Here is a 12,688-nt window from a genome sequence, read left to right as displayed (position 1 = left end):
GGAGGGGACATGGAAAAGATCGTCATTTTGACCGGAGCCGGAATTTCCGCCGAAAGCGGGCTCAGCACCTTTCGCGATGAGGACGGGCTATGGGCGCAACACAGGATTGAGGATGTGGCCACACCCGAAGGCTTCGCCCGCAACCCGGCCTTGGTGCAGGGATTTTACAATGCGCGTCGCACTCAGGCGGCGGGCGTAGAACCGAATGCCGCTCACAAAGCACTGGCACGTCTGCAACGGGACTGGCCCGGAGAAGTGGTGATCGTCACTCAGAACGTCGACAGCCTGCACGAAGCTGGTGGCGCGCGAAATGTCATTCACATGCACGGGACACTGGCAGGTGCGTTGTGTTCGGCCTGTGGGCATCGCTGGATCGCTCCACCTGAGATGGCCGTGGGTGAGCCCTGCCCATCCTGCAACCAGCCAACGGCCCGTCCCGATGTGGTCTGGTTCGGAGAGATGCCGTACCACATGGATGAGATTTACGACCATCTGGCCAGCGCGTCGCTTTTCGCCGCCATCGGCACCTCAGGTCAGGTCTATCCGGCTGCAGCGTTTGTGCACGAGGCACAAGCCGCGGGCGCACAAACCGTAGAGATTAATCTGGAGCCGACGCTTGGGGCCTCGGGATTTGACACATATATCCTCGGCAAAGCGTCAGAAACTGTGCCGCACTGGGTTGAGCAATTGCTGGCGCGACCCTCATAAGGTGCAGACAACGCTTGATTTATTTGCTTAGATTGCATCCGAAACTACCGGAGGATCTGCCATGACCGACCAAGAACCCAAAACCGGCGAAATCCTTGAGGATGGCAGCATGGCCCAACGCGACCTGCTGGGCGCGCAATTGTCCAATCTCTGGTGGACCTTCTTGCTGCGCGGCGTTCTTGCGGGAATTGTGGGCATCGCTGCGCTGTTCTGGCCGTCTGGCAGCATCGCCATGCTGTTGCAACTGGTCGGTGTACTGTTGATTTTAGATGGCGGCCTGACACTTTTGGGGATCGGACGTCGCGGGGTGTTGGGAGGCGCTGCAATCGGCGCACTTCTGATCGGTTTGATCCTGTTGATTTGGCCCGAAGGCACGGTCAAGCTTGCCTTTTTCCTTTTGGGCGCATGGGCATTGATTATCGGAATCGGTTCACTGGCAGCGGCTCAACAGATGCATGAGCGGGACCCACAGCGTGGCTCCATGAGGGTCTCGGGCTTTGTGGCTTTGGTTATCGGGTTGGTTCTTATGATCTGGCCAGCAGTAGCGCTGGTGGCGTTGGGCTGGGGTATCGCCTTCTCAGCGCTTGCAATTTCTGCCGTCATGTTCTGGCTGGCTTCCCGATTCCGCAAAGCGGGTGACAGGGTCGGATTGAAGACCGTCAATAAGTAGAGCGGCCATTGACCAAAAGCGTTTCAGGCCGGGCAGTGCCCGGCCTGACGTTATTCAAAGGTCGTCGGACTGTCCGAAGACTCGCGCTTTAATCTGAATGCGATCCGTGATCGTGTGACCCGTGTCCGCCTTTGTCCTGACGTTCAAGGTCGACGGGGATCTCGATCTCAACCTCACCAGCATTCTCGAAAATCAGTGTCACCGGGACCGTAGCATCTTGCTCAAACGGTGCAGTCAGACCCATGAACATAACGTGGTCACCACCGCGTTTCAGCATGTGGGTTTCGCCTGCAGGAATCACAAAGCCTTCTTCGACATGCACCATCTTGGCCACACCATTGTCATCAACCTTGTGCGTGTGCAGCTCAACGCGCGCCGCAGCATCTGACGTTGCGCCAATCAGGCGGTCGTCCGTGTCACCCTGGTTCTGGATCATCATGAACGCGGCACCAGCCTTGGCGGTTTTACCCGAGGATCTGGCATAAGCGTCATCCACAGAAATGGTACCATCAGCCAATGCAGGAACGGCCAGGGTCATCGCGGCCAGGGTTGCGAGCAGATTTGATTTGAAAGACATCGCGTGTCTCCTTGTTGTTTGATTTCTCGAAAAAAGATGGAGTTTCAAACAACAACTGGCGGTGCACGGGCCGGGGTGTGGGGAACTGGCAATGCAATCTGATTACCGACATCCCGTAACGGCGCGGGCTGCGACAGTTCCGGCGGTGCGGGCATCGGGGGATAGGCCGCAGCAATCGCACCCATAAGGGACAACGCGTAATCCGGGCAATAATGCGGTGGCGCCGTGGGCCGACCACTTTCGTCCATATAGACAACAACCGGGCCAGTACCGGTGCACAGCACCATCTGACCCACAGCAGTGTCCATACCACGTGACATGGCAACGCCCTGCCCGGTCAGCATCAGCAGCAGGGAAACGACGAAAGGTAGGAATCTGGTAGTCTTAGGTCTCATCCTGACCTTGGTATAGGTCAGCGCCCGAAGGCGCTTCAAGCGCAAAAGGGTCGCGCTTGAAGCAGGTCTTAGTAGTCCAGTCCGGTCCGTTTCACCTGGCTTGCGGTGAAGCTGGTATGGGTCCGGTTCACCCTGCGCTGCATCTGTGAACAGGCTGCAATTGCCTTACGAAACACAGCGGCCAGAAACAAAAAAATGTAGAAACTTTTTAACGACATTATAGGGCCCCCGCCTGATGAATGCCCTGACGTTAGGTTAGATTCGAACCTCTGTATGTGAAGAAATTCACCAATCGAGAAAAATAATTTCGAAATTGGGAACAATGCCAGCCACTCATCGGAGGCCGCGACAAAAAAAGCCCCGCACTTAAAGGTGCAGGACTTTGAATTTCATAAGGAAAAAGGCTTAGGCCGATGCTTGCGCCTTGGCAATTTCCTTTTTCACTTTCAGTGCGTTTGCCGACAGCTCTTCGTCCTTGGCTTTGGCCAGGAACGCGTCCAGACCACCGCGGTGGTCGACCGAGCGCAGTGCAGCTGCCGAGATGCGCAGCTTGACGCCACGGCCCAGAGTCTCGGACTGCAGGGTGACGTCGTTCAGGTTCGGCAGGAAACGACGTTTGGTTTTGTTGTTGGCGTGGCTGACATTGTTGCCAGTCATCGGGCCTTTTCCGGTCAGTTCGCAACGGCGCGACATGGTTTCTTCCTTTGTTTCTGGAGGCCGGGCTTCAGACCCTTGGCCAAATCACAAGGGGCGCAACCCGAAGTCGCGCCCGAAAACTGGTTGGATGCGTGTAGTGGGAATCGCCGGGAGGGTCAAGACAGGCCGCGCGAAATCTTTCATTTTGCTCGGCCATCACGATCCTCGCCCGCGCCCAACCATCAGGTCAGCGTGCTGAGCAGTTCTTCCGCCGCTTTGGCCGGGTTCAAATGGCCCGCTGAGACTTCGGCGTTCAAACGCTCCATCTCGGCCCTGGCTTGCGGCGTGTCAAGGCGCGCAAGCAGAGCATGACGAACCTCTTGATCGAACCAGTAGCGCGCCTGTGCGGAACGGTTTGCGTCCCATATGCCATTGTCACGACGCCATCGGGTCAAGGATTGGATTTCGTCCCATGCCTGCTCCAGGCCCTGCTCTTCAACCGCTGAAACAGTCATGGCCTTGGGAAAGCCTTCCGGGTCTTGTGGACGCTTGCGCAGCAGCCGCAATGCGCCTGCATAGTCAGCGCAGGTACGCGTTGCGGTCGCCTTCAAGTCACCATCGGCTTTATTGATCAGGATGATGTCGGCCATTTCCATGATGCCGCGCTTCACACCCTGCAATTCGTCTCCGCCCGCAGGGGCCAACAACAGCAGGAACAGATCCGACAGCTCGGACACAACCGTTTCCGACTGACCGACCCCCACGGTTTCGGTCAGCACCACATCATAGCCCGCAGCCTCGCACAGGGCGATGGCCTCACGGGTGCGGCGTGCAACGCCACCGAGGTGGCTTTGACTGGGAGAAGGACGGATAAAGGCGTTTTTTTCACGGCTCAAGCGCTCCATCCGGGTCTTGTCACCCAGAATCGAGCCACCCGAACGGGCCGAGCTGGGATCAACCGCCAATACCGCCACGCGCAGCCCCTGCCCTGTCAGCATCATGCCAAAGCTTTCGATGAAAGTGGACTTACCCACACCGGGCGTCCCCGACAGACCAATCCGCAACGCCTGACGTCCGGATCCTGCCAGTTGGGCCAAAAGATCGCTGGCCTGTGCCCGGTGATCAGCACGGTTACTTTCGACCAGAGTAATCGCACGCGCCAGCGCCCGACGCTCACCATTCAAAATCCTGTCGCTTAAACTGTCTGTCTGCATTCTTGTCCCGATCCATGAGGCAGGAATAGTTGCCGTGGTCAGGGGGCGTTTGTCCAGACCAGAGAACGCGTGAAATGCATTCCAAACAAAACCTGCGTCATTTCGTTCTGGGAAAGGTGCCGATGGGCGTGCGGGAACTAGACGGCATCGAAACGATGGCGGATAAGGTCCGCATGATAACAAGCCTGCCGATAGATGACGCCGTTCCCGACTTGCTGGAAGCCCTAAGCAAACATGGGCGAGCAGTTTTGCAAGCACCACCGGGCGCAGGCAAAACCACGCGGGTGCCATTGGCGATGCTGGAAGCAGGCCTGCGCGACGGTAAGATCGTGATGTTGGAGCCCCGCCGCCTGGCGGCGCGGGCGGCAGCCGAGCGGATGGCCGAAACTCTGGGCGAACGCGCGGGGCAAACCGTGGGTTACCGCGTGCGCGGCGACACGAAAGTGTCTAAAGTCACGCGGATCGAGGTCGTTACCGAAGGCATCCTGACCCGGATGCTGCAATCCGACCCTGATCTGCCTGGCATTGGCGCGGTGATTTTTGACGAGTTCCACGAACGCTCTCTGAACGCCGATCTCGGACTGGCGCTGTGTCTTGAGGTGGCGGGTGCGCTGCGGGATGATCTGATCCTGCTGGCCATGTCCGCCACATTGGACGCTGAACCCGTGGGCCGGTTGATGAACGCCCCGCTGATCACGTCCGAAGGGCGCAGCTTTCCGGTCGAGACCCGCTGGCTGGATCGCCCTCTTGCGCCTCAGGCTCGGCGTCTGGATGCACTGGTTGAACTGGTGGTACAGGCCGAGCGTGAAACGCGCGCAACAGGGGGTGGCCTTTTGGTTTTTCTGCCCGGCGAGGGCGAGATCCGTCGGGCTGAAGGCGCGTTGAAGTCCCGGCTGCCCGAAGCCTGCGCCGTGCATCCGCTGTTCGGAGCAATGCCCTTTGCCGCCCAGCGCGCGGCAATTGCCCCCGCTAAAAGCGGGCGCAAAGTGGTTCTGGCGACGTCGATTGCCGAAACGTCGCTGACCATCCCAGATATCCGGGTGGTCGTGGACATGGGCCAAGCACGGCGGGCGCGGTTTGATCCGGGCTCGGGCATGTCGCGGCTGGTCACAGACCGCGTGACACGCGCCGAAGCGACGCAACGCGCAGGCCGCGCAGGCCGTGTGGCCGAAGGCGTTTGTTATCGGCTCTGGTCAAAAGGTGAGGAAGGCGCGCTGGCTGCCTACCCGCCAGCCGAGATTGAGGCAGCCGATTTGACCGGGTTGGCGTTAGAGCTGGCTCTTTGGGGCGCGGATGCCAGCGACCTGGCTTTCCTAACCCCACCACCGGACGGAACCATGTCCGAGGCGCGGGCTTTGCTAAGAATGCTGGGCGCATTGGACAGCAACGGCCGGATCACGGATCACGGGCGCGCCTTGGCGGCGCTGCCTCTGCACCCCAGGCTGGGTCACATGTTAGACCGCGCAGGCGTGCAGGCCGCATCACTGGCAGCACTGATGGCCGAACGCGATCCTCTGCGCGGTGCTCCGGTCGATATCGCGCTGCGGCAAGAGGCGCTGCGGGATGTGCGGGCGTTTCAACGCAACCGCGTCTGGCAGGTGAATATGGGTGCCCTGGACCGAATAAAGGCCGAGGCCAAACGGTTGCGGGCGCAAGTCACAGACGGATCCGAGCCGCAAAGCACGGCTGCCATGGCCGCCCTCGCCTATCCAGATCGCATAGGACAAAGGCGCAAGGGGGAAGCACCACGCTATGTGTTGTCGGGCGGCAAGGGCGTTGTTCTGGACAACGGCGACACGCTGGCAGGCGCGCCTTACTTGGTTGTGACCGATACGGATGGCAACCCGCGCGAAGCAAAGGTGCGACTGGCCACGCAGATCTCGGAACAAGAGATCCGGGATTTGTTCTCGGATCAAATCGCATGGATAGACAGCTGTACATGGTCGAAACGCGAACGCCGGGTTGTGTCCCGACGGCAGGAGCGGTTCGGCTCGATCACGCTGGATGATCGTATCTGGAAGGATGTCCCGGATGATGTTGTCGCCAGGACAATGTTGGACGGGGTACGTGATCTGGGCTTACGATTGGATGGGGCTGCCGCCCGCCTGGCGGCTCGGGTCGAACTGGTTCGCGCGGACGGGGTCGACTTGCCCGATTTCTCGGTCGAGGGTCTGATGGCCAGTTTGGAGGGCTGGCTCCTGCCGATGCTCTCAGGTGTCAAAAGTGCAGAAGATTGGAAGCGGTTCGATCTATTGCCCGCCTTGCGCGCCAGATTGGATTGGTCCCAAACGCAAGAGCTGGACCGGCGCGCGCCGGGGTCGTTTGAAACACCGCTGGGGCGCAAGGTGCCGATTGATTACAGTGCTGCGGTCCCAGAAATCTCGGTCCGGTTGCAGGAGTTGTTTGGCGTGTCCCGTCATCCGGTTGTCGGGGGCACGCCGCTGAAGATCACCCTTCTGTCCCCTGCGCAGCGCCCAATCCAGATCACACGCGATCTGCCTGGATTTTGGGCTGGCTCTTACGCGGACGTCCGTAAGGACATGAGGGCGCAATACCCCAAACATCCCTGGCCCGAGGACCCAACCCAAGCCGACCCCACGCTAAGAGCCAAACGCAGGCGCGATTAGACTCGCCCCAAAAGCTCAAAACACACAGTACTTCCGCAATCCGCCCCTAAAACCGCTCGCGAACTGAGAATTCCTGAAGATTTAATTGAAATTCAACATTTCCACTGTTACGTCCCTTCAATTCCGATGACAGCATATGGGTAAACCGCTTCTAATGGGCTCAAAACTGGGAAATCTATGGGAAGAGGTCGGCAGACCTCTGATCCTGCGCCCTCGGCGGGTGCAGTTCGCGGCCCTATGCACCCGAAAGAAGAAAGGCCAGGACGAAGTTCTGTTGATCACAAGCCGTGACACAGGTCGCTGGATCATTCCGAAAGGTTGGCCCATCGACGGTCTGGACGGGGCTGAAACAGCACTGCAGGAAGCTTGGGAAGAGGCCGGAGTGCGCGCGGAAACCGTTGATAAGACGCCGGTAGGCCACTTTACCTATGACAAAATCCTCAAGGACGGGTCTGCTCAGCCGGTGCTGACCAGTGTCTACCGGATTGCTGTCAGCAAGCTGGTCGAAGATTTCCCCGAAGCTCATCAGCGAACACGCAAATGGTTTTCCCCGGCTGAGGCGGCTTCGCACGTGCAGGAACCTGAGTTGCGGGCGTTGTTGCGCAAAATGTAACGTTTACACAACAATTTCATGACACGTGGCTTGCTCTTGCAATAGCGAACCGTTAGCTGCGGGCGGTCTTTGAAAAACTGATCAAGCCCATGTCTGATACAAACCCAAAACCACGCTGGCAGGCGCTAGATACCGATCTGCATCGCATTTCTCGCGTTGAAAACGCCAGCATACACGTGTCGCGCCCCATGCTAGCACCCGGCATCGCGTTGGCGTTCATGGTCGTTGCAGGACTGCTGGCAGCCGTTCTGTTTGGCCAAGCAGAGGGCAGCTATATCGTGGTGGCTGCTGCCGCTTTCGGGGCCTATATGGCGATCAATATCGGCGCCAATGATGTGGCCAACAACATGGGCCCGGCAGTTGGTGCAAACGCGCTGACCATGGGCGGGGCCATTGTGATTGCCGCCATTGCCGAAAGCGCGGGCGCGTTGCTGGCAGGTGGCGATGTGGTCTCGACCATCTCGAAGGGCATTATCGACCCTACTTCGGTTCAGAACAGCAATGTGTTCATCTGGGCCATGATGGCGGCTCTGATTTCTTCAGCCATGTGGGTCAATCTGGCGACCTGGGTCGGTGCGCCGGTATCGACCACGCACTCGGTTGTCGGCGGGGTTATGGGGGCCGGAGTCGCAGCTGCGGGGCTGAGCGCAGTCAGCTGGGGCACGATGAGCGCGATTGCAGCCAGTTGGGTGATCTCGCCCGTGCTGGGCGGTGTGATTGCCGCGTGTTTTCTGGCGCTCATCAAGGCCAAGATCCAGTATCAGGACGACAAGATTGCAGCTGCCCGAAAATGGGTGCCTATTCTTGTGGCGATGATGGCAGGGGCTTTTGCAACCTACCTCGCGGTCAAAGGTCTGAAACGCATCGTGAAAATCGAACTTGAGATGGCTCTTGTGATCGGCTTCGGCGCGGGTCTGCTGGCCTGGTCCGCCGCCGTACCTTGGGTGCGGCGCAAGTCCGAAGGTCTTGAAAACCGGACACGATCGCTGAAAACCCTCTTTGGCCTGCCTCTGATCATTTCGGCCACGTTCCTGAGTTTCGCCCATGGTGCCAATGACGTGGCCAACGCGGTCGGTCCTTTGGCTGCGATTGTGCACGCGGCGGAATTCGGAGATTTCGCTTCAAAAGTTACAATCCCGCTTTGGGTGATGATCATCGGCGCGTTTGGCATTTCGTTCGGCCTGTTCCTGTTCGGCCCCAAGCTCATCCGTATGGTCGGCAGCCAGATCACCAAGCTGAACCCCATGCGAGCCTTCTGCGTTGCCCTTTCGGCAGCGATTACCGTGATCGTAGCCAGCTGGCTTGGCCTTCCGGTCAGCTCAACACATATTGCAGTGGGTGCGGTCTTTGGCGTCGGCTTTTACCGTGAATGGCACTCTGAACGGCGGCGCAAGCAAGTCAGTTTTCAACGTGCAGCGACCCAAAGTCTGGCCCCAGAGGAGTACCGTCGTCGCAAGCTGGTACGACGCTCACACTTCATGACCATTGTGGCGGCATGGGTGATCACCGTACCTGCTGCTGCAACCATGTCGGCCGTTATCTATTGGATGTTGACTGCCTTCGTGTAACCGGAGTGGTTACAGCCTGATCTGATCCGGCGTCAACGGATGATCGGGCGCGTGTTTGATCAGATCAGACACTTGCGTGCAGATGGGTGTCGGCACGCCGGTTTCTCGACCCAGTCGTATGATATGACCTTGCAAGCTATCGATTTCCGTTTGCCGTTCAGCCATCAAATCGTAGGCCATCGAGGTTCGGGCGCTGGGATCAATGGTCAGCATCCTGGCCGCAATGCGGGTGAATAAGGGCGTCGGCAGCCGCAGGATATGCGGGGTCATCCAGGCGGGAAGCGGCGTGGTAGAGGCCACAGGGTGCCCCGCTGCTTTTAGAACGGAAAGCGCTTCTGCCATCTGATCTGCAACGAGGATGCGCCAGTCGCGGTTTGTCAGTTGATCCACAATCGTAAGGCCTGACAACGCATTCAGCGCGTTGTTCAGGTTGATCAGCAACTTGCCCCATTGCACGGCTTCGATCTGGTCGCTCGCCAAAACAGGCAGATCCGGGCTGCTGAGGCGGGACGCCAGATCGCCCGGACCGCTTTCAATAACAATCTCGCCCGATGTCGCCCGGTGATAGGTGCCAGGGCCATTTGGCACAACGTTGAAAGGCACCATTCCGGCGCGCACATCACGCCCGGGCAGGGTTGCGCGCAAGGTCGCTGCGTTTTCGATCCCGTTCTGCCAGGACAGAACCGGCACGTCTGGCAAAGCCTCGGTGCTGATCTGGTCGGCGATATCCGCCGTAGCCCCCGATTTCACGGTAACGATGATCAGTTCCGCATGCCCCAGACAGGTTGGATCCTGGCTGAGAGCCAACGACCCTGCTGGTGCGGTATAATCGAGCCCGCCAAAATCCGTGACCGTCAACCCGTTTTCGCGGATCGGATCCAGCACATACGCACGGCCCAGTAAGGTGACGGAACGGCCCGCTCGGGCCAACAGTGCTCCGCAATAACAGCCAATACTGCCTGCACCCGCAATAACAACTTTCATAATACCCCCTCAGAAATACCTGAAAGGATCACCGCAAACCGTCGGTTACACAACCCCGCCCCACTAGGGACGGCCCGTTATCGCGCCAGACGTGGCTTGGTTCGCTCAAGTTCCTCAGAAATCGGAATAAATTCCTGGTCGTCACCGGGCGGAAGATGAAAGGCACCATTGGCCCAATCGGCGCTTTTCCACTCACGCGTTGCGGTTTCGATCTTTTCTTTCGAAGACGAAACGAAGTTCCACCAGATATAACGGTCTTCGTTCAGTGTCGCGCCGCCCAGCAGCATCAGCCGCGCCCCCAAAGGGCCCGCCTTGACCGACAGTTTGTCTCCGGGGCGGAACACCATCATGCGGCCTTCGTCAAACGTGTCGCCCGCGATCTCGACTGAACCCTGCGTCACATAGACACCGCGATCCTCGTGATCGTCTGGCAGCGGGAAGGACGCGCCGGGCTCAAGCTGTACATCCAGATAGAACGTCTCAGACAGCATGGTGACCGGGCTGGACTCACCATAGGCTGAGCCCAGGATTAGCCGCGCGCTGACACCCGCATCCTGAATGTGCGGCAGCGCGCCTTGTTTGTGGTGCTCAAAGTCGGGCGCCATGTCCTCATGCGCTTCGGGCAAGGCGATCCAGGTCTGGATGCCAAACAGACTGTGTTTCTTACTACGAGTTTCATCGCTGGTGCGTTCGGAATGGGTCACGCCGCGCCCTGCTACCATCCAGTTGACCTCACCCGGATAGATCATCTGGTGGGTGCCAAGGCTATCGCGGTGCTCAAACTCGCCCTGATAGAGGTACGTGACCGTGCCCAACCCGATATGCGGGTGGGGCCGCACGTCTATGCCACCTTCGGTGATGAATTCAGCCGGACCCATTTGATCGAAGAAGATGAACGGGCCCACCAATTGCCGTTGGACCGAAGGCAAAGCGCGGCGCACCTCGAAACCTCCCAGATCTCGGGCGCGCGGAATAATCAACGTATCCAGCGCCGGATTTTCCGAGACGCAATCTGGATTGTGGGTCGGGTTCCAACTCATTCCTTTTCTCCCTAAATCTCAGATGGCCGGGCTGGCACATCGTTCGCTGATAACAGAGATAACCCTAACCACGTCCTGATAAAGTGCATCTTCGCACATACTGGGTGCGAAACGAGCGTCCTTATCTTGGCCAAAGTTGAGGGAAGAATGCGCCGTCGATCCGATCCCCTTCGCCATATCCAGCGGCCTCGAACTGCGCACGCTCGCCCTTGGCCCAGTCGCCGCGGTATCGAATGACGCCATCCGGAGCGGTCATGCGGAGGGTAAAACGGCGAACCGTTTCCGTCGGGGTCGTTGCCGATAGCCCGCCATGCAAGGTTCGCATATCGAAAAAGATGCAGTCCCCAAGCTCCAGATCCCATTGCAACAGGTCATACGCATCGGGGTCCGCGTTTACATCAGGTGGCGGGTGATAGGTTTGCCCGGCAACCTCAGTCGGTTCATAACTTGGATGCCCATCAGCAAAGCGCACCCGCATGAACAGCTTGTTCCACAGGTGCGAACCTTTGACGAATGCGATGCCGTTTTCCTTCGTCACCGGCTCCAGCGGCAACCACAGCACGCACATAGTGCCTTCGAAATCGAAATAGGACAAATCCTGATGAAACGGCGGGCGCGATGTTGATCCGGCTTCACGAAGGAACCAGTTGTCCATAACAAGGTTGATGGACGGTGCGCCGAGCAACCCGGCAGCAAGTGACGCGCAAGGTGAGTTGCGCACGAACTCGGTGAATTGGGGGATCTTGTTCCAGGCCCAGTAATCCTCGAAATAGCCGGGGGCATTGGGGTCCTTGGTATGGCGCGTGAAATTGTTAGTCGGATTTTCAAGGTCGGCGTCGATGCCTTCACGCAACAACGACAGCCAGTCGCGCGAGAATTTGGACCTCAGAATAACTGCACCGTCGTGTCGGAATGCAGCTATATCCTCGGCTGAGACCTGATCCGCTTGTGTCATGGCACGACCTTTCGTTTCAAACACAATGTCCGTAAGCATCGCACCTTGTAAAACGAAACGTCAAAAAGATTCGGTGCCGCCTCCCCTGTCCGCCTCACAGAACCGTGAGAGTAAGATTTTGTGATCCGGTGTGCCTCGGAATCCACCGGAACCATGCTATCTTGAGTATCGATATCGGACCGTAAGGGGTCGCGGATTGGAGGTTTCTCAATGGCTGACGCGTTGCTCTCCCGTCGTTTACTGATCACCCAAGGTGCCGCTGTTGTGGCAACTGGGGCCTCGGGGCTTTTGTTACCGGCACGTGCGAGCGGGCTTGCACCAACGCCGTCGATGCGGGGTGGATCGAACAATTACCGTCCCGGAGCACCTATTGTGAACCGGATCGGTGGCGGTGGGTTCTGGATGACCGGCACGGTGCGGCGTGCAGGCGACGGAGCTCCCCTGCCCGGCCAGCGCATTCAGATCTGGGCGCACACGACCGAGGGGCACGAACGCGATCCGCACAGCCATGGCGCGACGTTGACGGATGCGAAGGGTGAGTTTCGGCTGGAGATGCCGCAAATCGTGCCCGCCTTCGGTCAACCTCACGGGCATTTGGCCTATGACAGCGGGGAGTTCGAGACCGTTTTCCTGCGCCCTGTGATGTCGAGCGCAAAGGACAAGACGCTCGCCGCGCATTTTGTATTGCAGCCTCTCTGAGT

At 58.7% G+C, this 12,688-nt stretch carries 13 protein-coding genes; 6 read left to right on the top strand and 7 right to left on the bottom strand.

What is annotated here, in order from left to right; genetic code table 11:
• Window positions 1-9 precede the first annotated feature (9 nt).
• Together GS646_RS04680 and GS646_RS04675 are read left to right on the top strand one after the other, a co-directional pair.
• Window positions 10-708, top strand: coding sequence for an NAD-dependent deacylase (locus GS646_RS04680; RefSeq protein WP_171647521.1), 699 nt, complete (start codon window positions 10-12; stop codon window positions 706-708).
• A 61-nt stretch (window positions 709-769) separates the two neighbouring features.
• The gene (locus tag GS646_RS04675; protein ID WP_171647523.1) at window positions 770-1,378 is read left to right on the top strand and encodes an HdeD family acid-resistance protein; all 609 of its coding nucleotides are present in this window, start codon (window positions 770-772) and stop codon (window positions 1,376-1,378) included.
• A gap of 88 nt (window positions 1,379-1,466) precedes the next feature.
• On the opposite strand, the gene GS646_RS04670 is transcribed toward GS646_RS04675, so the two are convergent.
• The 4 genes from GS646_RS04670 to meaB all read right to left on the bottom strand — a co-directional run bounded on the left by GS646_RS04670 (window position 1,467) and on the right by meaB (window position 4,200).
• Window positions 1,467-1,955 (bottom strand): copper chaperone PCu(A)C, encoded by a 489-nt coding sequence (locus GS646_RS04670; RefSeq protein WP_171647525.1) that lies wholly within the window; start codon window positions 1,953-1,955, stop codon window positions 1,467-1,469.
• Between the two features lie 44 nt (window positions 1,956-1,999).
• A complete protein-coding gene (locus GS646_RS04665) occupies window positions 2,000-2,350 on the bottom strand; it encodes a hypothetical protein (RefSeq protein WP_171186772.1) in 351 nt (116 codons plus the stop codon).
• Window positions 2,351-2,755: 405 nt separating this feature from the next.
• Entirely contained in the window at window positions 2,756-3,043 is a 288-nt protein-coding gene (rpmB, locus tag GS646_RS04660; RefSeq protein WP_171094054.1) for a 50S ribosomal protein L28, read from the bottom strand.
• Window positions 3,044-3,228: 185 nt separating this feature from the next.
• The gene (gene meaB, locus GS646_RS04655; protein ID WP_171186774.1) at window positions 3,229-4,200 is read right to left on the bottom strand and encodes a methylmalonyl Co-A mutase-associated GTPase MeaB; all 972 of its coding nucleotides are present in this window, start codon (window positions 4,198-4,200) and stop codon (window positions 3,229-3,231) included.
• 176 nt (window positions 4,201-4,376) lie between these two features.
• Between meaB and hrpB the strand changes: the two genes are divergently transcribed.
• The 3 genes from hrpB to GS646_RS04640 all read left to right on the top strand — a co-directional run bounded on the left by hrpB (window position 4,377) and on the right by GS646_RS04640 (window position 9,008).
• Entirely contained in the window at window positions 4,377-6,827 is a 2,451-nt protein-coding gene (gene hrpB / locus GS646_RS04650) for an ATP-dependent helicase HrpB (RefSeq protein WP_171187127.1), read from the top strand.
• Window positions 6,828-6,981: 154 nt separating this feature from the next.
• On the top strand, window positions 6,982-7,440 hold the full coding sequence (locus tag GS646_RS04645) for an NUDIX hydrolase (RefSeq protein ID WP_171187129.1): 459 nt from the start codon (window positions 6,982-6,984) through the stop codon (window positions 7,438-7,440).
• Between the two features lie 89 nt (window positions 7,441-7,529).
• The gene (locus GS646_RS04640; RefSeq protein WP_171186776.1) at window positions 7,530-9,008 is read left to right on the top strand and encodes an inorganic phosphate transporter; all 1,479 of its coding nucleotides are present in this window, start codon (window positions 7,530-7,532) and stop codon (window positions 9,006-9,008) included.
• A gap of 9 nt (window positions 9,009-9,017) precedes the next feature.
• Here the strand turns inward: GS646_RS04640 and GS646_RS04635 are convergent, their stop codons facing one another.
• From GS646_RS04635 to GS646_RS04625, 3 genes are all read right to left on the bottom strand, one after another.
• Window positions 9,018-9,992, bottom strand: a complete 975-nt coding sequence (locus GS646_RS04635) for a 2-dehydropantoate 2-reductase (RefSeq protein ID WP_171647527.1) — start codon at window positions 9,990-9,992, stop codon at window positions 9,018-9,020.
• A gap of 77 nt (window positions 9,993-10,069) precedes the next feature.
• Window positions 10,070-11,032, bottom strand: a complete 963-nt coding sequence (locus GS646_RS04630) for a pirin family protein (protein WP_171186780.1) — start codon at window positions 11,030-11,032, stop codon at window positions 10,070-10,072.
• A 121-nt stretch (window positions 11,033-11,153) separates the two neighbouring features.
• A complete protein-coding gene (locus GS646_RS04625) occupies window positions 11,154-11,987 on the bottom strand; it encodes a phytanoyl-CoA dioxygenase family protein (protein ID WP_171647616.1) in 834 nt (277 codons plus the stop codon).
• A gap of 210 nt (window positions 11,988-12,197) precedes the next feature.
• Here GS646_RS04625 and GS646_RS04620 point away from each other — a divergent pair, with 210 nt between their 5' ends.
• Window positions 12,198-12,686, top strand: coding sequence for a twin-arginine translocation pathway signal (locus tag GS646_RS04620; protein WP_171186784.1), 489 nt, complete (start codon window positions 12,198-12,200; stop codon window positions 12,684-12,686).
• Window positions 12,687-12,688: the final 2 nt, after the last annotated feature.

The organism is Ruegeria sp. HKCCD4315, assembly GCF_013112245.1.
In the GTDB taxonomy this organism is placed as follows: Bacteria; Pseudomonadota; Alphaproteobacteria; order Rhodobacterales; family Rhodobacteraceae; genus Ruegeria.
This window is presented reverse-complemented; position numbering and strand designations above follow the sequence as displayed.

Coding starts and splice junctions, on each gene's coding strand:
- GS646_RS04680 (WP_171647521.1), top strand. CDS start 10: ATGGAAAAGATCGTCATTTTGACCGGAGCCGGAATTTCCGCCGAAAGC.
- GS646_RS04675 (WP_171647523.1), top strand. CDS start 770: ATGACCGACCAAGAACCCAAAACCGGCGAAATCCTTGAGGATGGCAGC.
- GS646_RS04670 (WP_171647525.1), bottom strand. CDS start 1,955: ATGTCTTTCAAATCAAATCTGCTCGCAACCCTGGCCGCGATGACCCTG.
- GS646_RS04665 (WP_171186772.1), bottom strand. CDS start 2,350: ATGAGACCTAAGACTACCAGATTCCTACCTTTCGTCGTTTCCCTGCTG.
- rpmB (WP_171094054.1), bottom strand. CDS start 3,043: ATGTCGCGCCGTTGCGAACTGACCGGAAAAGGCCCGATGACTGGCAAC.
- meaB (WP_171186774.1), bottom strand. CDS start 4,200: ATGCAGACAGACAGTTTAAGCGACAGGATTTTGAATGGTGAGCGTCGG.
- GS646_RS04645 (WP_171187129.1), top strand. CDS start 6,982: ATGGGCTCAAAACTGGGAAATCTATGGGAAGAGGTCGGCAGACCTCTG.
- GS646_RS04640 (WP_171186776.1), top strand. CDS start 7,530: ATGTCTGATACAAACCCAAAACCACGCTGGCAGGCGCTAGATACCGAT.
- GS646_RS04635 (WP_171647527.1), bottom strand. CDS start 9,992: ATGAAAGTTGTTATTGCGGGTGCAGGCAGTATTGGCTGTTATTGCGGA.
- GS646_RS04630 (WP_171186780.1), bottom strand. CDS start 11,032: ATGAGTTGGAACCCGACCCACAATCCAGATTGCGTCTCGGAAAATCCG.
- GS646_RS04625 (WP_171647616.1), bottom strand. CDS start 11,987: ATGACACAAGCGGATCAGGTCTCAGCCGAGGATATAGCTGCATTCCGA.
- GS646_RS04620 (WP_171186784.1), top strand. CDS start 12,198: ATGGCTGACGCGTTGCTCTCCCGTCGTTTACTGATCACCCAAGGTGCC.